The sequence below is a fragment of the Streptococcus merionis DSM 19192 genome (genome assembly GCF_000380085.1).
In the GTDB taxonomy this organism is placed as follows: Bacteria; Bacillota; Bacilli; order Lactobacillales; family Streptococcaceae; genus Streptococcus; species Streptococcus merionis.
In genome coordinates, this window is sequence record NZ_KB904555.1 from 21,733 (window position 1) to 43,966 (window position 22,234).

Sequence of the window (22,234 nt, forward strand, 5' to 3'; positions counted from 1 at the left end):
CTTTTTAGTCCTTTTTTGATATAATTTTAGCAATATCATTTTAAGGAGGCTATCATGGGAAAATTCCAAGTCATTTCTCATCCACTGATTCAGCACAAATTGTCCATCCTTCGCAGGATAGACACGCCAACGAAAGCTTTTCGTGAATTAGTTAATGAAATTGCGATGCTGATGGGGTATGAGGTTTTACGTGATCTTCCAGTTGAAGATGTGGAAATTCAAACACCTATTACGAAAACAACTCAAAAACAAATTGCAGGTAAAAAACTGGCCATTGTTCCAATTTTGCGTGCAGGTATCGGTATGGTGGATGGCCTTTTGAGCTTGACGCCTGCTGCCAAAGTTGGTCATATCGGCATGTATCGCGATGAAGAAACCCTTCAACCGGTAGAATACCTAGTTAAATTACCAGAAGATATTGAGCAACGCCAAATTTTCTTGGTGGATCCAATGTTAGCAACTGGAGGTTCAGCCGTATTAGCAGTAGATTCCCTCAAGAAGCGTGGTGTGACAAATATCAAGTTTGTCTGCCTTGTGGCTGCTCCTGAAGGTGTAAAAGCTCTACAAGACGCGCATCCAGATGTGGACATCTACACAGCCGCTCTTGATGAAAAACTCAATGAACACGGCTATATCGTACCAGGACTTGGTGACGCAGGTGACCGCCTCTTTGGCACAAAATAAAAAGGTTTATGACAGAGGTTGAGGCAAAATACTCAGCCTCGTTTTTTATAATTTGAAGCAGTAGTTGTCTTATACGTAATCTTCAACGATTATACGTTTTGGGGTGAAGGCGGAGCCACCATGGGTGTCTGTCTCACTCCCTTTTGTATCCTTGTTTTAAAAGTCTAAATTTTCAAAAAACTATTGACAAATTGAAAAATGGATGCTATTCTAAAAAAGGAAACATTGAAATTATCACTGATATTCCTGCTAGTGGATGAGCTTCTCAAAAGACTTCATTTTTGATTGGTGGAAATCACTGTAATAAAATCTTCATTACCATGAGGTGTCTATCTTGGTGATGCGACAGCCTACAAAGACAGCTGGAGAACAGACGGTACCACTGTTAGAGCTAGTGTGACAGTTTGGGACAGTCTCAATTGGAATGCTCCTAAGACCACGTTTACCTATAAACGATAAGATATAAAATAAAAGATGTAAGTGGGGAGGTCTTTATGAAAAAAGGGTGGAGAAAGTTCTATTATCCGTTCATCTATTTGGATTTAGCGACTGTGAGCTTTCTTTCCCTCTTTTTCTATTGGGGGAGGAACAGTTTTCAAGTTGTCACTGGTCTTTTCCTAATCAACAGCATCATGACCATTTTGCAACTGCTATCTATCAAAAAGGAGTTACACATCAGGCGTATTCTAGGGATGGCTTATATGGATGTGGTCTATGCCTATCAAGGCTATCACGGCGCTAGTTTATTTCTGGGATACTTGATTTGGACGATAGTCTCTAGCCTTTACATCTCAGACTTGATTCGACCTGCTTTGTTACTTTTAGTGGTGGTGACTAGTTTATTTTTAGGCAACACTATTCTGGTAAATGCTTCAATAAGGAGGATGTTATGAAACTAATAGCAAAACTTCTCTTGAAAAAAAGATGGTACTTATTTTTAATCATTGCCCTCATCGCTTTTTTCATGAATTTCTTTTTGTGGAATGAAGCTACTCAGGCTATTAGAGCCTATGAAAGACTTGAGCGCATGCAGGAAGAAGTCAAAAGAGAGAGTTACGAATTCCTGTTTCAATCTCAGGGAGCCCCATCTGGCATGGTGACACCCCTTACTCAAAATCAGAAAGAGCAACTTGTAGAAGTGCTATCTGAGACATTTTTCACACCATCTCATGTAGGAACGCTTTATTCGGAAAAAAATCGCTACCTCAATGGTGAACTTGCTGCTCCAGCTCGCTTAGAAGAGGAAGAATTGCGACAGCAAGTGCTTGATCAAGATTCAACCCTCTTTTTGTTAAATGATTTCATCATTCGCAGTCCTGAACAAGCTGAGATAAGATCCCTTGCCCAGAAATTTCAGGATATGGGAATTGATATCATCATCAGACCTTTTTCAGAAGTCTTCAAACTTGAAAGAGACTATTACTACAATAATTTTATATTTGGTTGTTGTGTTGCTAGCTTATTATCTGTATTTGCTTCTTTCTTGATTTACCGCTTAGCGAAGGCTTCAGTCCAGATCTGTAAAGAAGAGATTAAGGTTTTCCGCTTAGTTGGTATGCCTCAAAACCGCATAGTCAAGCAATTTTTATACATCTTTATCTTTCCGATTATTGTCTCTTTTGTTCTCTTTCTCTTCTTTATACATGTCGTACTGCCTTTCGGAGTTATTTTAGCGGATTATGCTTACTTAAGCCTCTTGAATTTCCTTTTGATTTTTTGCGCTTACTGGATGACTAAAGGACAACTGAGAGGTGTATTCAATGATTGAAATTCATAATTTGACAAAACGCTTTAAAAATAAGGTGATTTTCCAAGAAACATCCTTTACAGCCTGTTCTGGTAAAATAACGATTTTAACAGGGCGATCAGGAATCGGAAAAACAACCTTGCTCAATATGATTGCTGGTTTACAACGGATGGATTCAGGAAGCTATCGTTATGAGGGAAGGGAACTTTCAAACCTTTCAGATGAAGAATTGAGTGCTTTTAGGGGAGGTTATATTGGCTACATTCCTCAGGATTTTGCCTTGATTGAAGACTATACTGTTAAGGAAAATATTCTCCTTCCAAATTTGTACAATAAGCAGAAAGACATGGAGCAAGCTGAGAGAAAAATGCTAGAGTACCTGAGGTTGTTTGATCTCACATCATTGTCAGACAAAAGAGTCCGTACTCTCTCGGGGGGACAAAAGCAACGCGTGGCTATTATTCGTAGCATCATTGGCTCGCCTAAGATTTTGCTAGCAGATGAGCCAACAACTAATCTGGACGAAGAGAATTTAGCCTTGGTTATTGATCTTTTACAAGAGCAAAAAGCAGCGGGAACTATTGTCATAGTTGCTAGTCATGATAGTCGCTTACAAAAGATTGCTGATACTACTTATGAAATAAAGGATAGAAAATTGCAGCTGGTAGAAGAAAAATAACGATTCGCACCAAGCTTAGGGGAAATATCGTTTTGGGAGAGGAAGTTTTCAATAAAAATAGTTAAAAATGAGGAATCAGTCTTAGGGCCCGTTGAAAACGTAAAAATCGTCAAAAATTAACAAAGAAAAAGCGGCTCTATAATTTCTGTAGTGGGTAAATCCCCAATCAGAGATTATAGAGCCTTTTTGGTTTGGCTTTAAAGTTTCATGCGTTTAATTTTTTCCTCGTCTGGGGTAACTCGCAAGGTTTTTTGACCGGTGTAGGTTACAAAGCCAGGCTTGCCACCGGTGGGTTTGTGGAGCTTTTTAGCCTCGATCATATCAACTTGGACAAGATTAGAGAGGCGTGCCTTAGAGAAATAGGCAGCTAGCTCAGCCGCGTCCGTCTTGATCTCATCGGTCGGGTCAAGATTATTGGTGATGATAACGTGACTGCCAGGAATGTCTTTAGCATGGAACCAGAGTTCGCCCTTCTTGGCCATTTTGAAGGTCAGTTCATCATTTTGAAGGTTATTTTTCCCGACTAAAATAATGGTCTTGCCATCGGTTGCCAAGTAACGCTCTGGCTTCTGGCGTTTCTGGATTTTTTCACGGGAACGACGGCGAATAAAGCCTGTCTGGATCAATTCTTCACGGATTTCGGCAATTTCTGTCAGGCTTGCTTGAGAGAGCATGGTTTGAACACTCTCCAAGTAAGTAATGGTTGCTTGTGTCTCACTTATTAGACCTGTCAAGTGTTTGACGGCTTCCTTGAGTTTAGCGTATTTCTTGAAATACCGCTGGGCGTTTTGGCTAGGCGTCAGAGCTTTATCTAGGCTGATCAAAAGCGTCTCACCAGTGTAGTAATTGTCCAGCTCAACCTGGTCTTGGTCATTTGGCACTTGGTGGAGGTAAGTCGTTAGGAGTTCTCCTTTTTGTCGAAATTCTTCGGCGTTTTCAGTGGCTAAAAGTTCAGTTTCTTGCTTATTCAGCTTTTTACGGTTTTTTTCAAGCTCATTGTCTACGCGCCGAATTAATTCGCTAGCCTGCTGATTCACGCGGTCTCGCTCGGCCTTATCTTGGTAATAAGCGTCCATAGCCTGAGACAAGCTATCAAAACGGTCTTGACTGTCCTCAAAAAGAACAGGGGCAAAGGATTTTTCAGTCAGGTTAGGTTGGACAGGCTGAAGGAAGAAGTCTTGAAAAGCTTGCAGGCGATTGTCTGTCAGCTGACTAGAGAGACTCTGAGCGCTGTCTCGACCGAGTCCTTGAAAGAGCTTTTGGAGGTTTTTCGCAGATAATTCTTCCGTTGAGAGGACTTGAAAGAGTTTCTCGTCTGCAATGGTAAAAGGATTGAGGGCATCAGTTTGTGGTGGAGCGATATAGGTCGAGCCTGGCAAAATGGTGCGGTAGGAGTTTTGCGAAAACCCAACATGCTTGATGGCCTCAATAATCTTGCTTGTTGCTTTATCCATTAAGATGATATTAGAATGCTTGCCCATAAGCTCAATGACCAAGGTCGCTTGGATAGCGTCTCCAATTTCATTTTTGTTGGAAACAGAGATTTCTAAAATGCGGTCGTTCTCGACCTGCTCGATTCTCTCAATAGCGGCACCTTGTAGGTATTTACGCATGATCATGGTAAAGGTGTTGGGAATTTGCGGATTGGCAAAATCAGTTTGCGTCAGCTGAACTCTGGCAAAAACAGGATGGGCCGAAAGCAATAGTTTATAGCTCTGCCGATTGCTCCGAATCGCCAAAACAAGCTCGTGCTCAAAAGGTTGATTAATTTTCTGGATTCGGCCACCTAAGAGGTCGCGATTCAGTTCTTGAGTCAGATGGTGCAATAAAAAGCCGTCGAAGGACATGGTATTCTCCTGAAATTAGTCTTATCCTCTATTATAGCACAAAGTGGTGGAGAATCGCTTATAGCACCAGTTTCTCTCACGACAGACGCATGAAAAAAATCAATCGTTGAAAACGGAAAAATAGCTATTTTGAGCAAGGGCTAATATATTATGTAAAACGACACAAATTATTAAAAAGCAGGAGAAGGTCTCTTCGTGTGTTTGCTCAGTTTTCTTAAAGTTTTTGATTACTCCTACAGGTTTGACTTGGAGCTGCAAACACAGCAAATGCAGGAAAATTGTTCATCTCAGTTCATTTTGAGGATATTTTTTTAATAAATGAGAATTTTTGGGGTGAGGCATTTAGAAGCTGCATTCACAGTAAAATTGCTTTGATTCAGAAAAGTATTAAAAAAGAAAAGATGACCAGCAAAAAACTGATATTGAATAAAAGAATTGATTTCGAATATATATTCCTGGGTTATGTGATCTATTTTTAAAGTATGTACCAAAAAATAGTGATAATTAGCTGGTAGTTGCCATATTTATCATTTTCAAACCCATTTGCTCCTTGTATTTGTAAGTGCATGGATTTGCAAAATCTTTAAAATAATAGTATACTAGAAAAAGTATTTTAAAAAGGTAGGTTATAGAAGGCAAAAAAAGATGCTAAAAGGAAAAACGATAAAACGCCTAAAAAAAGTAGAGATGCTTGAAATTATGAGCAAACAGGCTGAAGAGATTGACCGTTTGCGGCAAACAATTGACGAGTTAGAGTCTCAATTAGCGGATAAGCAGGTTAAACTAGCTGAGGTTGGGTCAATAGCGGAGGCCTCTTTGAGGCTAACGAATATTTTTGAGGAGGCCCAAAAGGCGGCGGATATCTACCTTGAAAACATTCGAAGACAAGGGGAAAGGTAGGCTATTTTCAATGAAAAAGAGACGCCAGTTGGAGTTGCCAGAGACGAAAGCTATTCAAAGTGCCTACCAAGAGGTCTTATATCGGAATCGGTTTTTAGAAAGTGTTAAAAGTACATTTTTTATGCTATTAGTAGTTGCTGCGATTGCGGTCTTAGTAGCTGTTTTATTTTTACCAATTTTAAAAATTTATGGTGATTCTATGGATGGGACGCTAGATAATGGCGACATTGTTGTCTCTGTCAAATCTAGTCATTTTAAAACGGGCGATGTTTTAGCGTTTTACTACAATAACAACGTTTTAGTGAAACGTGTTATTGCAACTTCTGGACAATGGGTGGACATGGATGAGGAAGGCAACGTTTACGTGGATAATCAATACGTAGAAGAGCCTTACATTGCCAAAAAAGCATACGGTGAGACAGATATTACTTTACCCTATCAAGTTCCCGATGATAGGCTTTTTGTTATGGGGGATAATCGTCAAATTTCGATAGATTCTCGTAATAGTGCTGTGGGGACTGTTTCTCAGGAGCAAATTGTGGGCAAACTGGTTTTTAGAGTTTGGCCGTTGAGTGATATTGGTTTTGTTAAGTAAGAGGAAATAAAGAAAGAGAGGAGGGACGCCAATGATGAAGATGATTGGTCATATTTTCAAAAGACACCGCCGCATCACGAGAATTCTTGCTGCGCTTGTTGTCTTTTTAACGACCTATGCCTTGATATTGCCTGCCTTAACCCTAGATAAGGAAACCGCTGTTGAACAGTCAGGAGTTACCTTGGGACAAGGGGATGAGTCGGTTCATTCTGATGATAATCAGGGATCCGACTTAGGAAAAGAGACGCTCGCTGGTTTATCTCAAACATCTGAAGATGATATTAACTCCTCAGAAGAGAAAGCAATGCTTATAACGGAACCGACTACTTTGACGTTTGAGTCAGAGCAGTACACGGTTAAGGTAAGAATTGATGATCGGGCAAAGCTGCCTAGTGATGTCACGCTCAGAGTTAGTGAACTAACACCAGAGAGTCGGCAGATAAAGCAAGAAGAAATCTATCGGCAGTTGGGAGATGGTGTTTTTGGGGTACATTTTTATGATATTTCTCTCTGGAGCAAGGATAAGGAAGTGGAACCTGCTGGTCCAGTTGAGGTTGAAATATCCTATAAGACACCTCTTGAAATTAGCCGACAGTACAGTCTCATGGCTATTCATTATCACCCAGAAGCTGGCGCTGAATTTCTCAGATTAGATGCGAAGCGAAAGGACAAGCAGATTTCTTCTGTCTCCTTCATGACGGATCATTTTTCAGAGTACGGCTTTGTTCAAGCCCTGCCCAAGGCTATAAATGCTGCGGTAAACGATGGTCGCACGCTGTTTAATATTATTTTCCAATCCGATGGCCAAGAGATTACAAGCATTTCTGATGTTGAAAGTGGCACACCGATTGGTCAATTACCTGAAAATCCTTTTAAAGAAGGCTATCGATTTGACAGTTGGAAAAATGCTAAGACAGGCGAGCCTGTTACTAGTGAGACCCTTGTGACAGAAGATATGCTTGTAGAAGCTGCCTTTGTACCCATCACCATTTACACGATTTCTGTAGAGTACTACTATCACAACAATTCTTCTCATCAGGATGTCGTTTTTGACAAAGAAACCTATCAGAAGGAAGAAAAGGATACTCCTCTTCAAATTACGCCACCTGCCTCTACAAAGGTCAGCCGTGGAGAAGATCCTACCCTTCAGGCGGATTCAGTCTATTATCCTGAAAAGTCAATTGTTGAAATTGCTCCTGGGCAGCTAGCTGATTTGGACGGTAAAGATGGGCAACGAGATAATCATGTGACGCTTAAAGTTCAGTTTGTGCCAAGCACAGCAACTTTCGAATATGTTTATCTCCTCAAAAATTTAACTGGCAATGGCTATTCAGAAATGAAACGCGTGGAAGCTCATGGCGTTCTGAATTCAACTGTTTACCCGCAAGTCTTGACCTTCCCAAATGCTAATTTTGAACGGACTGAAGCAAAAGAAATCACTCAAGCGCGTGGTCAAAAGCTTAATGTGTATTACACGCGGAAGTCCTACAATTTGTCCTATGAGACCAATGGTGGCTCGTATATTGACCCTCAAACGGGGTTATATGATCAGGAAATTCCAATCACAAAAACAATCCCAACGCGGACTGGTTATGACTTTGCAGGATGGTATGACAATCCTAGCTTTAGCGGAAGAGCGGTCACTAGGTCAACCAAGCTAAGCTCGGATAAAACCTTGTATGCCAAGTGGACACCTCGGAAAGTTAATTATACGATAGCTTATTACAGAGAAGTTTATGACAATGCTACAGGTACAACAAGCTATGTTTATGAAAGTTCAAGACTAGCTCAAGCAACCGTAGGAGACACTATTCAAGCGACATCAGCTACTGTTCCGGGACTGTCTTCATCTTCAATCCCAACAGGCTACGAAAAAGAACGAGCCTATGGTAAGAACGCTAGTTCTAGCGTAACGATCGAACCCGATGGAACATCGGTGCTAAATGTTTATTATAGCCTAAAGCGGTATACCTTCATATTTGATCTGAATGGGCCTGTTGTTAATAACTGGGGACGGACTATCAGTAATTCGATTGGTAGCTCTAGAGGTGTCATTAATATCAATAATGGTACTTATACCAACAGACAGTATGTCGTTAGAGATGTTGTCATGGATCAAGACATTTCTAACTTATGGCCTACAGGAGACCAAATATATGATAACCTTGGGGAATATTCTTTCAAAGGGTGGAAATATGCTAGTGATGCAGCTTATTATGTGACACGGCGCCAGAAGGTTACTCCAGATCTGGTTACACTAGCTAACTCAAATAATGAGATTACCTATTCAGCCTATTGGCAGCGGGGACTGATAACAAAGAGGGTTGAATACTATCTTGAGTCTCCAGAAGGGGATTATGTTCTGTCTAATGAACACAGTCAAACCTATCAAACGACGCGTAAATCTAACTTATCTGGTAAGAATATTTCTGGCTTCACTTATTACTACGAACGAAATATTAATTATCCTTATTCTAATGATGTAGCAACCTACCGTTTCTACTACAAGAGAGACAGATACAAAATCAACTATATGTATGGTAGTCAAACAGTGAAGACAACACCAGACATCCCATTTGATGCCAATATTAATACATCAGTCTATAACTATAGGCCAACTCGCCCTAAAGATGTTGACAGTGATTATACGTGGGGTGGTTGGTATGCAGATGCTGGACTGAATACGCCTTACCAGTTCACAACCATGCCAGCGAATCATTTGGTGCTTTACGCTAAATGGATTGCACCAATCTTTAAGGTTAACTTTGATCTTAACGGAGGAGACGGTCAAGCTCCGAATAGTCAGCAAGTTGAAAAATATAAAACAGTCACAGTGCCACCTAATCCTTCAAGAGAGCATTATGATTTTGTGGGCTGGTACACAGAGCCGACTGGTGGATCACGTTATGACTGGAGCAAGCCTGTTACTGCTGACACCACTCTTTATGCAAGGTGGCGGGCAAAGCCGATCACTTATACGGTCAAGTATTTAGAAGAAGGAACGGAAACTCCTTTGGCGACTGAGAAGGTGGAAAGCAATCCTGCTTTTGTCAAAGGTCAAACCATTTCTGAAAAAGCTCTAGCAATTAGTGGCTATCGACCGGCTGAGCGTTCGCAAAGCATTCAACTTGACCATGGTAAGAATGTCATAACCTTCTACTACACGAAAAAGGCGCCTACGGTTACCTATACCATTAAATACGTATTGGCAGATAACCCAGCAATTGAGGTTGCTCCTAGCCAGACTAAAGTAGTTGATGGCTCTTGGCTCAGTGCTAAGGAAAAGGCTGTCCCTGTTGATAAAGAACATTTTGGAAAGCAAGCTGGTGTCACTCCAGATATGTTGGCCTTGGATTATTATCCAATAGACAATGTGGAAGAACTTGTCTTATCATCCGTTTCTCAAAATAACGTCATTACCTTTAGGTATGCGAATTACGAGACGGCAAAGATCAAGGTAAACTATCTGGATATGGATGGCAATCCCATTCCTGGTCAGGATTCTTTGACTGTCTTGAAGAAAAAGCCAGGAAGTTATTCTGTCAATCGAAAAGCTATTTCTGGCTATACCTTTGAAAAATCCATTGATAATCAGAAAGCTGAAAACAAAACCTACTACAAAATTATCAACGGTGATCAGATTGAAGTCAATCTTTACTATAAGAAAAATCTCACCCTACAAGCTCAGGACAAACAAAAGGTCTACGATGGAAACTCTCTTGAAAGTAGCGGTCTAGCTGATCTTCTGCCAAATTATGAAACTCAGCTTATTGCTGGAGATCAGTTGAAGTCCGTTCGTTTTGAAGGAAGTCAGACCAAGGTTGGCTCTAGCCAAACAAAACCAGTGGCTTATCAGATAGTCGATACTGCTGGTCAAGACCGAAATTACTACTATAAAGTCGTTACAGAGCCAGGGCGTCTCTCTGTTACACCGCTCAAGGCAACGGTGATTATTAATGGAGAGCGTAAAGAAAAACCCTATGATGGTAAAGCAGAAACGGTTTCTTATAGCATGGAGCTTTCAGATCCATCGAACCTTTTGAAAAAATCTGACATTGTCTTTGATGGCAAGAGCTCAAGTATTAGTCAAAAAGATGCCGGCGTTTATGACTTGAATTTGGTTGGTCAGTTTAAAAATAACAATCCAAATATTGAAGTGACATTCCAAATCGCTAATGGACAGTTAAAGATCACTCCTAGAAAGGTGACCTTGACTTCAAAAGACGCTAGCAAAGCCTACGATGGAAGCGCCTTGGTTTCGGAAGACATTTTGATCAGCGACCCAGGATTTGTGGCAGGAGAAGGAGTGAGTACGACCGTTACTGGAAGTCAAACATTGCCAGGAAAAAGTCAAAATACCTTTACCTATCAGCTGAAGCCTAATACTAACGCGAGCAACTATGAGATTGAAACTCAATTTGGACAGCTGAAAGTTCAACCGACTCTTAATCTTCAAAAAACAGATCAAAGTTGGCAGGCGCTCTCAGGTGGGAAGTTCCGTGTTACCAGATGGAATGGGAACATGTGGGAAGCCATCGATGGTGCTTATGAGCTGGTGAGCAATGGCTCAGAGGGGATTAACCTACCAAATGGCATCACACAAGGGCTCTATCGTATTGAGGAGCTGGCGGCGCCAGATGGCTACATCATACTAGGACAAGATGTGTACTTCAAAGTGGAAGAATTTCCCGCAGAAGATGACAGTAGTAGTCACTATGTCTTTAGCCTTACAGATGAGGCTGGAACACCACATGACACCAACAGTGCGCGATTGATGCCTGCAGGATCATCCTATAGCCACCGCATTCAAATTATGAATGAACCAGGTCGAGCTCTTCCTCATACAGGCGGGATAGGCCATCAGCTGATATTGCTGGTTGGAACCTTGTTGACAGGTACAGCTTTGTACGGATTTTATAAAAGAAGTTCAAAAAAGAACGCTTAAGTCCGAAATTAACGAGCTGTTAAGAAATGCTTAATCACAATTACCATGAAATTATAAAGGAAATAAAAGATGAAAACATTAGAAAAACTTTTTTCACTGCTCATGATAGCAGTAGTCTTGTTGGCAGGAGCTCTTCCAGGTTTTGCCCAAGAAGTTGATACAACTAAGGGTGGCGAAGGGACGATCACCATCACAAATGCCTCTAAGGGGCAAACCTATACGATTTACAAGCTATTTGATGCGACTGTGGGAGAAGGAGGAATTATTTCCTATAAACTCCCAGCTGGCAAGACAGCAGAAAACTTTGGTGGTGACAAATGGTTCACTGTTGATGCCAAAGGCAATATCATGGCAAAAGAAAACGTTGATGTCTCTAGCGCAGAATTTAAAACATGGGCGGAAGCTAATGGTACAGAAGTCGCTAAGGCTACTGCTGAAGACCAGTCGCTCACTTTCACCAAGGTTCCTTATGGCTACTACTTTATCAAGTCTTCTTTGGGAGCAACCTTGACTGTTGATAGTACAAATCCATCCGCTACAGTTATCGATAAAAATGATACCAAGCCTGTTATTCCAGATGATAGCGATGGAGGGAAGAAGATCGTGTCAGCTGGCGGAGCTTCAAACACAACAACTGCCAAAATCGGTGATAAAGTTGACTTCCAAGTTAAGTTTTCAGCAACAAACTTTGTAACTGAAAACAAAGAAACGAAACAAATTACGGAATATACGATTGCCGATACTCCAACAGGCCTTAATATTGATCAAGCGTCTGTTAAAGTAACCGTTGGTGGACAGGATGTCACTTCAGGAGCAACCATTACAAAAGATGCTCAAACAGGAAAATTAACGGTTAAAATTCCATGGGTTTCAGGCGAGAATAGCATTTATAATTCTCCAGCGGACATCGTCCTTTCCTACTCAGCAACTGTGACGAAAGATGCAAAAGAGGGAGCTGCTACAAACACGGCTGACATCTCCTATAAAACGAAAGGCTCTGATACGGACACTCCAGTCCCTCCAACCGATCCAGATAAGACAAAAACAACTGTTAAGAACTACAACTTTAAACTGAATAAGGTCAATCAAAAGAATACAACGATCACTGGCGCTCAGTTCAAACTCTTTGATGCCAAAACAGAAGGCACAGAGATTAAGGTTGTCAAAGAAGCAGAAGGAACCTACCGAGTGGCTGAAGCTGGTGAAGAAGGTGCCTTGATTGATGCGGGTGTTGCTACAGTCAAAGGTCTTAAAGGGAATACCAGCTATTGGCTTGAAGAAATCAAGGCGCCAGATGGTTATAATATTTTAACAGAGCGCCAAGAGGTTAAGTTTGCCGAAGACAATATTGAAGTTACAGTTGTTAACAAGGCTGGTACTGAGTTGCCGTCAACCGGTTCATTTGGTACGATGCTCTTTTACCTTATTGGCTCTGTCTTAGTTATCGGTGCTATGATTGTGATGATTTCAAAACGTCGGATAAAAAACCAACAATAATTTTAAAGTCCTGTATTGACAAGTAAGGGCATTTGATTCAGGAGAGCGTTTTTCTATCATTGTAGCAATTTTTGAAGGAATATAGACGGTATTTTGACAAAAACGAACGATGAGTAGCGAAAAATGAGCTTTGAATGAAGGGAATGAGACAGAGGTCGTGATTTCAATAAAATCGACTTCGTTGTCGTACCCTTGCACAGACCATTAGGGAGTGGGAAAGAACTTGATTAACCAAAAAAGAGTTCGTTTCCCCTCGCACAGTTACGGTGGTGACACTGGTTTGTTGAAGACAAACCAGATGTTCCATCTATGTATAGCTGTCCAAGAGTTGCGCACTACAAGATACAAAGGCCGTTTAAAAATGCGATGGAAAATAAGGGAGTGACTGATGAGTCTGAAGACTCAAGGAAACTCACGCATTTTACCGAGCATTTTAGGCCGTGTTCAGTTAGTAAGCAAACGACTGGAGACAGCGAACCGCTGACTAGGTTTGTAGAAGATTGATTTATCAGCATTTTACAAATCAGTCAACTGCTGCGTCAATCTGTAAAAGAAACGAGACTGAGGATTTTCACCCCAGACTCTAAAACAAAAAGGTAATTTTCGAAGGACCTCCAGCTCGACTGTTGTCATTTCGACAATTACCTTTTTTGTACTAAAGCTAGAAGGGAGGATAGGATTTGAAAAAATGGTTTAAGGATCATATCAGTATGATTGGGCTAACGGTTATCTTGCTCCTTGGTCTGGGCTTCTTGGCCTATCCGAGTGTGAGTGACTACTGGAACTCCTTTCACCAGTCCCAGGTTATCTTGGATTATTCCAAGGAGATAGCTGATATGGACAAAGAGGACTATAGTGGCATTTTAGAGAGTGCTAAAGCCTACAATGCGACTCAGCCTCTTAATTGGCTTATTTCAGAAGAAGATAAAGAAGCCTATAACAGAGAATTGCAATTTAATCCACAAGGGGTTATGGGCTATATTACGATTCCTAAGATTGATGTGAAATTATCCATTTTTCACGGGACGGATGAGTCAATCCTGCAGACCTCCATCGGTCATCTTGAGGGAACATCATTGCCAGTAGGTGGTGAGAATACGCATAGTGTTCTATCAGGGCATAGGGGACTTCCGTCAGCACGATTGTTTTCCGATCTTGATAAATTGCGAGAGGGAGACCGCTTTACGTTGCACATCTTGGATGAAACCTTGACTTACGAGGTGGACCAGATTCGTGTGGTTGAGCCGACAGATTTGTCCAGCATTGTGATCGAAGACGGTCAAGATTTATGCACATTAGTTACCTGTACACCCTATGGTGTGAACACACACCGTTTGCTAGTCAGAGGGCATCGTGTGGAAAACACAGATGGTCTTGCAAGGGTGACAGCGAATGCTATACAGATAAAACCGATTGTGATCGCACCATTTCTGGCTTTACCGCTGCTCATGACCATGGTCATCTATGTCTTTCTCTCAACACGAGAATCGGCGCAGCAAAGACGTCAAAGAGCTCTGCAAGAATTACAAGTAGCGGTTGCTTTTGGAAAAACAAACTAGAACGGAAGTGAGACAGAAGCTGTGATTTCGTTGAAATCAACTTCGTTGTCTTACTCCCAACCGCTGTGTCTTACCAGTAAATCTAAAAATACAGGAGGTTGGGATTACTTTTATCCTAGCCTCTTGTTCTAGTTTTGGGTAATCATTCTCTCAGTTTTTTGCTATAATTAATTTATGGCAACTTATACTTTACAATTATGCAGTCACTTGCTTTTCGTGGCTTTGGCTTATCATCTTCTGACAACGGTGGTTGATTGGCCGAAGTTTACTAAAACGCATTTGGATAACCTCAGTCGCTTACGTCTTTTGGTACTCATGCTGAGTTTTGTTTTAGGATTTTTGGCCTCTAGCTTTTTTCTAGAACTATTGGCGATTGGTCGTGGAATGGCCCATGCTTTATTTTGATTGGTGATTGGCCTTTATGTCAAATAAGGGCAATATTTTGGTGCTTATGGTAAAATAAGAAGTGTACTAAGTCATGAAAAGGAATTCCCATGGAACAAATTATTATTAGAGGTGGCAACACGCGCTTAGCTGGTGAAGTCACAATCGAGGGAGCCAAGAATGCTGTCCTGCCTATTTTAGCAGCCACGGTATTGGCAAGTGACGGTCAGACCAGATTGACCAATGTCCCAATCTTATCGGATGTGTTCACCATGAACAATGTGGTGCGTGGCCTCAATGCAGAGGTATCCTTTAATCAAAAAGCAAATGAAATTACAGTAGATGCGACGGGAACGCTTCACTTTGAAGCACCGTATCGCTATGTCAGCAAAATGCGTGCTTCTATTGTCGTTTTAGGCCCTCTTTTGGCTCGTAATGGCTATGCTAAGGTCTCTATGCCTGGTGGTTGTACAATCGGCTCGCGCCCTATTGACCTTCATCTCAAGGGCTTGGAAGCTATGGGCGCTGAGATTCATCAGACCCATGGTTATATTGAAGCCAAGGCAGATCGCCTTAAGGGCGCTTATATCTATATGGATTTTCCTAGTGTTGGCGCAACTCAAAACCTGATGATGGCAGCTACTTTGGCTGATGGTGTCACCACGATTGAAAATGCTGCGCGTGAACCTGAAATCGTTGATTTGGCTAATCTTCTCAATAAAATGGGCGCTAAGATCCGTGGAGCAGGGACAGAGACCATGACAATCTCTGGCGTAGACTGCCTTCATGGAGCAGAACACGCTGTGGTTCAGGATCGTATCGAAGCCGGTACGTTTATGGTAGCTGCGGCTATGACGGGTGGCAATGTCCTCATCAAGGACGCTGTCTGGGAGCACAATCGTCCTCTTCTTGCTAAGATGATGGAGATGGGTGTGAAAGTCGCCGAAGAAGCTGGTGGTATTCGCGTCCAAGCTGATGTAGCCAACCTTAAACCAGTTACTGTCAAAACCCAGCCGCACCCTGGTTTTCCGACCGATATGCAGGCTCAGATGACCGCCTTGATGACAGTTGTCAAAGGGGAGTCAACTATGATTGAGACAGTCTTTGAAAATCGTTTCCAACACCTTGAAGAGCTTCGCCGGATGGGACTTCATTCTGAAATTTTGCGTGATACCGCCTTGATTTTTGGTGGTGAAAAGTTGCAAGGGGCCCCTGTACTTTCTACAGACTTACGCGCTTCAGCAGCGCTCATCTTGACAGGTTTGGTAGCTGAAGGCGTGACCTGTGTTGGCAATCTGGAACATCTCGATCGGGGCTATTACAAATTTCACGAAAAATTAGCCCAATTAGGAGCGGATATTGAGCGCATTAAGGAGGACGAGTTTGCATAAGATTAGTAGTTTCAGCCGTAGAAAAAGCAAGGGCAGCCAATACGTGCTACAGAGACTTTTCATTCTTGCTTTGGTGATCCTTGCCTGTCTCTTGCTTTTTGCCCTTGGTCTTATGATTGGCTACGGTGTTATTGGTGACGGCGACTCTATGTGGTCTATTCTCTCTCCTAGCAAATGGCAGGAGCTCATTGGTAAATTCACTGAGAAGTAGGCGTAGCCTACTTTTTCAATGGAGCAAAGAAAGTGTCATGAAACTAAGTAAAAAACAGAGGCAGTCTCTTCTAGGAGGGGCTATAGCCCTTATTTTAGCCCTTTCGGGCTATGGTGTCAGTGAATCGGGTCTATTTGGAGGTCTGGCTGGTCCTGCAACGCAAGATGTTGTTATTCCGGCAAATGACTCAACAACTGCTGATGAGACGCCTGATCAGGAATTAGCAAGCTCGGTTTTAGTGGCTGAAGTGCGGGCCCAATTGCCAAAAAGCATTGAATGGAATGGGGCTGGTGCCTTTATCATCAATCATAATAAGACCGATCTGGATGCCAGCGTGTCTTCTTTACCCTACATTGATAATAAAAGCAAAACAGTCGAGCAGGTAAAAATCCCCACAGTTGCTAATGCTATTCTTGAAAAATCAACCCGTCAGTATAAAAACCGTGAACAGACAGGTCAAGGTCAGACCTACTGGACACCAGCAGGGTGGCATCAGGTTCATGATTTGTCGGGAGAGTACGACCATGCGGTAGATCGTGGGCATTTGATTGGTTACGCTATTGGAGGTGGCTTGTCAGGTTTTGATGCCTCAACGAGCAATCCTGATAATATTGCCACACAGACTGCTTGGTCCAATCAAGCCTACAAGCCTTATTCGACAGGTCAGAATTACTATGAGACGTTGGTCCGCAAGGCTCTGGATAAAAACAAGCGTGTGCGTTATCGGGTGACGCTCATCTATGCGGACAATGATGACCTAGTGGCAGTAGGACGCCAATTAGAGGCAAAGTCTTCTGACGGTAGTTTGGAGTTTAATGTCTTCGTTCCAAATGTTCAAACTGGAATTAGCATTGATTACGAGACGGGAGCGGTGACTGTTAATTAGTAGCATAACGCTTGTCAAAAAAACTTAAATCTGCTAAACTAGGACTGTATTGTTAAACACATTACGAATAATTGAATAGTTGTCTGTGAGACTAGTACCAAAGTGGCAATTGATCAGGGAGGTGGATCGTGACTGAAAATCCGCTCAAGGAAAGCTTTGCGAATTCACTCACTGCAGGAGATGGATGAGGCATTGGACCCTGCAGGACAAGGAAATTAAGATTTGCCGACTTTGGGTAAGAATGGCAAATGAAAACGGATGGTACCGCGTGTCAACGCTCCGCTAAGGAGCTGACGCGCGTTTTTTGTACGCAAAAGCTCGTATGAAAAAGGGAGTGGGAAAGAACTCAAGCAATTAAAAAGAGTTCGTTTTCCCACCCCCACAAAGCCCCCCACAAAGCAGGGGTAAGACTAAGTTGGCATAGCCAACAAGTCTTACTCCCAACCGCTGCACTGAGATGCTTAGGTGTTTACGCAAACGATGAGCGGTGAGATTGGACTTGAGCCCAGCCTCAAACTCTGGCAAGTTTTTGAATTTTTTAGTTAAAAAATAGCAGGCGATTAACGATTCTATCTCTCAAAATAGTTGGGTTGAGTTCAGTTCTAAGCCTGCTTGCTACTAAAGTAGCCCATCAGGTAAGAGCCATTCGTTATCGCTAGGGAAGGCACCATTCATCTCGTTGCTATCAAGGCCGTCTGGCCATTATGAAAATTATTGGAGGAATTATGACCATTCAAGATAAGTTGGCGGAGCTTCGCCACAGCACTCTCGAAAAGCTGAAACAGGCTAATTTAGAAAAATCAAAAGAAATCCAAGACCTTCGTGTCGAAGTCCTTGGGAAAAAAGGCTCCTTGACTGAGATTTTAAAAGGCCTTAAGGATCTTTCAGCGGAAGAACGTCCTGTCATCGGGAAATACGTTAACGAGGTCCGCGATGTCTTGACAGAAGCTTTTGACAACGCTAATGCTCTGATTGAGGAAGAAAAAATCGCTATGCAGCTAGCTAGCGAAACAATTGATGTCACTTTGCCTGGTAAGCCTGTTGCGGTGGGAAATCGTCATGTCCTGACGCAGACGGCTGAAGAGCTTGAGGATATTTTCCTTGGCATGGGCTTTCAAGTCGTTGATGGTTTTGAAGTTGAGAAGGACTATTATAACTTTGAACGGATGAACTTGCCTAAGGATCACCCAGCCCGCGATATGCAGGACACCTTCTACATTACTGAGGAAATCCTTCTTCGGACGCATACCAGTCCCGTACAGGCACGGACCATGGATCAGCATGATTTCAGCAATGGACCGCTTAAGATGGTATCGCCTGGGCGCGTTTTCCGTCGTGACACGGATGATGCGACCCATTCGCATCAGTTCCATCAGATTGAGGGGTTGGTTGTTGGCGAAAACATTTCCATGGGCGACCTCAAAGGAACGCTTCAACTAATCAGTCAAAAGATGTTTGGAGAAGACCGTAAAATCCGTCTGCGCCCATCTTACTTCCCTTTCACAGAGCCGTCTGTTGAGGTTGATGTCTCTTGTTTCAAGTGCGGTGGTGAGGGTTGCAATGTCTGCAAGAAGACTGGTTGGATTGAGATTCTTGGTGCAGGTATGGTTCACCCTAGCGTTCTTGAGATGTCTGGCATTGACAGCGAGAAATACTCTGGCTTTGCCTTTGGTCTTGGTCAGGAGCGGATTGCTATGCTTCGTTATGGGATCAATGATATTCGTGGATTCTATCAGGGCGATGCCCGCTTTTCGGAGCAGTTTAAGGGTTAAGTTACGTAGAATGCTGTCTGATTAATAAAAGCTTGGCCGCTCTGCTATTGACAAAAGAAAAAGAGGGCTAAAAAGTAGTTGACTAAGAACTTGGATTCAAAGCTGCTAGTTACAGTTCGCTTTTGGAGAGTGGAAGCAAGTTAGTTTTACTCTTTTCAATCAGGCCAGAAGCTCAGTTCGTATTTTTGCAGTGATGACGAAAAATCAGTAGACAACGCTGTAATAGTGCGAAATTGAAATAGCATTAAGACGGTATTTCCATAAAATCAGAGTGTCGCAGGACTGATTTTCTAAAACAAAGCTGTGCCATTCGTGATTTAATCGCGTATCTAGTGATAGGTCAGAAGAACCCTATGGCATGGATGTTCATTAGGGGTTAAGATGAATGCAATTCAAGGAAAAGGAATAAGATGTTAGTAAGTTACAAATGGTTAAAACAATTGGTTGATGTGGATGTGACGAGCCAAAGTTTGTCAGAAGTCATGTCAACGACAGGAATTGAAGTTGAGGGAGTCACATCACCCGCAGAAGGCTTATCTAAGTTAATCGTGGGAGAGGTCATCTCAGTGGAAGATGTGCCTGAGACTCATCTCCATGTCTGTGAGGTCAATATTGGTGAGGAGACGACACAGATCGTCTGCGGGGCGCCTAATGTCAAGCCTGGTATTAAGGTTATCGTGGCTTTGCCAGGTGCTCGTATCGCTGGCAATCACAAGATTAAGAAAGGCAAGATTCGTGGTATTGAGTCACTAGGGATGATTTGTTCTCTGGCTGAGATTGGGATTTCTGATAGTGTGATTCCTAAGGCTTATGCGGATGGGATTTACTACTTGCCAGAGGAGGCTGTGCCAGGTGATAGTATTTTTCCATATCTGGATATGGATGACGAGATCATCGAGTTATCGATCACGCCTAACCGAGCTGATGCCCTGTCTATGCGTGGTGTGGCTCATGAGGTAGCTGCTATCTTTGATAAGAGCGTTCACTTTGCTGATCCCCAAGTGGTTGAAAATAGCAGAGCTGCTAGCGATGTGCTCTCTGTGGAAATCAAGTCCGATAAAGTAGCCAGCTATCAAGCTCGTGTGGTGGATAATGTCACCATCGCACCAAGCCCACAGTGGTTACAAAACTTGCTCATGAATGCGGGTATCCGTCCGCTCAACAATGTGGTTGACATCACCAACTATATCCTACTCTACTTTGGTCAGCCTATGCATGCCTTTGATCTAGATACTTTCAAAGACAGCAAGATTGTGGCGCGTCAGGCTAAGGACGGTGAGAAGTTAGTAACTCTCGACGAAGAAGAGCGTCAATTGACCGCTGATGATATTGTGATTGCCGTTGGCGATGAAGCAGTGGCGCTCGGTGGCGTCATGGGAGGTTTAGCGACTGAGATTACAGATACGACCAAGCGCGTGGTGCTGGAGGCTGCCAGCTTTGATGGGAAGTCCATTCGTAAGACGAGCAGTCGTCTCAATCTGCGCTCAGAATCCTCTGCCCGCTTCGAAAAAGGGACTAATGTGGCTGAATTGGGCTTGGCTCTGGATGTGGCAGCAAGTCTCATCGCCCAAATCGCTGGTGGCGAGGTTCTCTCTGGCGTGGTAAAAGCTGGCGAGCTAGATGTATCTGATATTCCTGTTTCTGCCCGCCTTGACTATGTCAACCAACGTCTGGGAACTCAGTTGGATTATGCAACGATTGCTGACGTTTTCCGCCGTTTGGGAATGGCTATTTCTGGCGATGAGGAAAGTTTTACGGTGCAGGTACCTCGCCGTCGTTGGGATATTCGTATTCCAGCTGATCTGGTTGAGGAAATTGCGCGTATCTATGGCTATGACAAGTTGCCAACAACGTTACCAGATACGACAGGTACAGCCGGTGAGCTGACCGGCATGCAACGCTTGCGCCGTCAGGTTCGAACGCTGGCAGAAGGCGCTGGCTTGAGCGAGGTGGTTTCCTACGCCTTGACCACACCTGAAAAGGCTGTCGCCTTCACACCAGAGCCAACGACTGTAACAGAGCTTATGTGGCCAATGACTATCGATCGCTCGGCTCTTCGCCAAAATGTGGTCACAGGTCTGCTAGAAATTGTCGCTTACAACGTTGCCCGTAAGAACCAGAATCTGGCCCTCTACGAAATCGGTAAGATTTTTGAGCAGACAGGAGATGTTAAGGAAGATCTGCCACAGGAAATCGAGACCTTTGCGCTAGCGCTTACAGGCCAAGTGGCAGGTACTCAGGATAAGGTTGATTTCTTTACAGCTAAGGGCATTGTTGAAGCCATTTTTGACCAGTTGCGTTTGGATGTGCGCTATGTGGCAAATAAAAATCTGCCAAACCTTCACCCTGGACGCGCAGCCAGCATTGAACTGGATGGTCAAGTGCTCGGTTTTATCGGCCAAGTCCACCCAGCGACGGCTAAGGATTACGGTGTGCCTGAAACCTATGTGGTCGAGCTTAACCTGACGGCGATTGAAACAGCCCGCCAGCCTGTTCAACCATTTGTCGAAATCTCTAAATTCCCAAGCGTTAGTCGTGACATTTCCATGCTCCTTAAGAGCGAGATCAGTCACCAAGAAGTGCTAGATGCGATTGCAGCAGCAGGTGTCAAGCGCTTAACTAAGATTGAGCTCTTTGATCTCTATGCTGGTGCGGGAATTGAGCCTGGCAAGAAATCCATGGCTTATAGCCTGACCTTCCAAAATCCGCAGGACAGCCTGACAGATGATGAGGTCGCTGCTTACATGGCTAAGATCACGAAAGCACTCAGCCAGAGCCTGAACGCTGAAATACGTTAAGAAAATACCCCGCTAGTTTTAAGCTAGTGGGGATTTTGAATTTCTGATTTTTGCAAGATGGGAATGGCTCAACTAATACTAATTCTAAAGATTATGTAGTCATAGATGGTAGATAGCATCATATCAATAATAAATATATATTGGATATTAAATCAGAAGTAGTATAGGGAAGAGTTCCTTCGCGCTACCTTTTCAGGAAATATCCTAAAAATGAAATATTGGTATTCGTTAAGGCTTAGAATACAAATATCAATATTTTATCGTGTTTACTGTACAAAAGTTATGCTTCCTGAAATTCGATGGTTTCAATTAGTGGACTTAAGTCCATTGTCCTTTGAA

16 protein-coding genes are annotated in these 22,234 nt (G+C 42.8%); 15 read left to right on the forward strand and 1 reads right to left on the reverse strand.

The window, feature by feature from the left end; translation table 11 throughout:
* The first annotated feature begins 54 nt into the window (after nucleotides 1–54).
* The 4 genes from upp to A3I5_RS0107250 all read left to right on the forward strand — a co-directional run bounded on the left by upp (nucleotide 55) and on the right by A3I5_RS0107250 (nucleotide 3,110).
* Entirely contained in the window at nucleotides 55–684 is a 630-nt protein-coding gene (gene upp, locus A3I5_RS0107235) for a uracil phosphoribosyltransferase (RefSeq protein WP_018373934.1), read from the forward strand.
* Nucleotides 685–1,178: 494 nt separating this feature from the next.
* Nucleotides 1,179–1,577, forward strand: a complete 399-nt coding sequence (locus tag A3I5_RS0107240; protein WP_018373935.1) for a hypothetical protein — start codon at nucleotides 1,179–1,181, stop codon at nucleotides 1,575–1,577.
* Nucleotides 1,574–2,452, forward strand: coding sequence for a cell division FtsX domain-containing protein (locus tag A3I5_RS0107245; RefSeq protein WP_018373936.1), 879 nt, complete (start codon nucleotides 1,574–1,576; stop codon nucleotides 2,450–2,452). Before A3I5_RS0107240 ends, A3I5_RS0107245 begins: the two co-directional genes overlap by 4 nt.
* The gene (locus A3I5_RS0107250) at nucleotides 2,445–3,110 is read left to right on the forward strand and encodes an ABC transporter ATP-binding protein (RefSeq protein ID WP_018373937.1); all 666 of its coding nucleotides are present in this window, start codon (nucleotides 2,445–2,447) and stop codon (nucleotides 3,108–3,110) included. Before A3I5_RS0107245 ends, A3I5_RS0107250 begins: the two co-directional genes overlap by 8 nt.
* A 197-nt stretch (nucleotides 3,111–3,307) precedes the next feature.
* On the opposite strand, the gene A3I5_RS0107255 is transcribed toward A3I5_RS0107250, so the two are convergent.
* Nucleotides 3,308–4,957 carry an Rqc2 family fibronectin-binding protein gene (locus A3I5_RS0107255; RefSeq protein ID WP_018373938.1) on the reverse strand — a complete coding sequence of 550 codons (1,650 nt, stop codon included), beginning with the start codon at nucleotides 4,955–4,957 and terminating at the stop codon, nucleotides 3,308–3,310.
* Nucleotides 4,958–5,602: 645 nt separating this feature from the next.
* Here A3I5_RS0107255 and A3I5_RS0107265 point away from each other — a divergent pair.
* The 11 genes from A3I5_RS0107265 to pheT all read left to right on the forward strand — a co-directional run bounded on the left by A3I5_RS0107265 (nucleotide 5,603) and on the right by pheT (nucleotide 21,895).
* Nucleotides 5,603–5,857 (forward strand): hypothetical protein, encoded by a 255-nt coding sequence (locus A3I5_RS0107265; RefSeq protein ID WP_018373940.1) that lies wholly within the window; start codon nucleotides 5,603–5,605, stop codon nucleotides 5,855–5,857.
* Between the two features lie 10 nt (nucleotides 5,858–5,867).
* Complete coding sequence (gene lepB, locus A3I5_RS0107270; RefSeq protein ID WP_018373941.1) at nucleotides 5,868–6,452, forward strand: signal peptidase I; 585 nt, start codon at nucleotides 5,868–5,870, stop codon at nucleotides 6,450–6,452.
* A 31-nt stretch (nucleotides 6,453–6,483) separates the two neighbouring features.
* Nucleotides 6,484–11,397, forward strand: a complete 4,914-nt coding sequence (locus A3I5_RS0107275) for an InlB B-repeat-containing protein (RefSeq protein WP_018373942.1) — start codon at nucleotides 6,484–6,486, stop codon at nucleotides 11,395–11,397.
* 69 nt (nucleotides 11,398–11,466) lie between these two features.
* On the forward strand, nucleotides 11,467–12,894 hold the full coding sequence (locus tag A3I5_RS0107280; protein WP_018373943.1) for a SpaH/EbpB family LPXTG-anchored major pilin: 1,428 nt from the start codon (nucleotides 11,467–11,469) through the stop codon (nucleotides 12,892–12,894).
* Between the two features lie 680 nt (nucleotides 12,895–13,574).
* Nucleotides 13,575–14,453 (forward strand): class C sortase, encoded by an 879-nt coding sequence (locus tag A3I5_RS11800; RefSeq protein ID WP_408640774.1) that lies wholly within the window; start codon nucleotides 13,575–13,577, stop codon nucleotides 14,451–14,453.
* Between the two features lie 174 nt (nucleotides 14,454–14,627).
* A complete protein-coding gene (locus tag A3I5_RS0107290) occupies nucleotides 14,628–14,858 on the forward strand; it encodes a DUF1146 family protein (RefSeq protein ID WP_051071097.1) in 231 nt (76 codons plus the stop codon).
* A gap of 89 nt (nucleotides 14,859–14,947) precedes the next feature.
* Nucleotides 14,948–16,228: a UDP-N-acetylglucosamine 1-carboxyvinyltransferase gene (gene murA / locus A3I5_RS0107295; RefSeq protein ID WP_018373946.1), complete on the forward strand. Its 1,281-nt coding sequence runs from the start codon at nucleotides 14,948–14,950 to the stop codon at nucleotides 16,226–16,228.
* The gene (locus A3I5_RS0107300; protein WP_018373947.1) at nucleotides 16,221–16,439 is read left to right on the forward strand and encodes a DNA-directed RNA polymerase subunit beta; all 219 of its coding nucleotides are present in this window, start codon (nucleotides 16,221–16,223) and stop codon (nucleotides 16,437–16,439) included. The genes murA and A3I5_RS0107300 overlap by 8 nt, the downstream gene beginning before the upstream one ends.
* Before the next feature lie 37 nt (nucleotides 16,440–16,476).
* A complete protein-coding gene (locus A3I5_RS0107305; RefSeq protein ID WP_018373948.1) occupies nucleotides 16,477–17,325 on the forward strand; it encodes a DNA/RNA non-specific endonuclease in 849 nt (282 codons plus the stop codon).
* A 725-nt stretch (nucleotides 17,326–18,050) separates the two neighbouring features.
* Nucleotides 18,051–19,097 (forward strand): phenylalanine--tRNA ligase subunit alpha, encoded by a 1,047-nt coding sequence (gene pheS / locus A3I5_RS0107310; protein ID WP_018373949.1) that lies wholly within the window; start codon nucleotides 18,051–18,053, stop codon nucleotides 19,095–19,097.
* Between the two features lie 410 nt (nucleotides 19,098–19,507).
* Nucleotides 19,508–21,895 carry a phenylalanine--tRNA ligase subunit beta gene (gene pheT, locus A3I5_RS0107315; RefSeq protein WP_018373950.1) on the forward strand — a complete coding sequence of 796 codons (2,388 nt, stop codon included), beginning with the start codon at nucleotides 19,508–19,510 and terminating at the stop codon, nucleotides 21,893–21,895.
* Nucleotides 21,896–22,234: the final 339 nt, after the last annotated feature.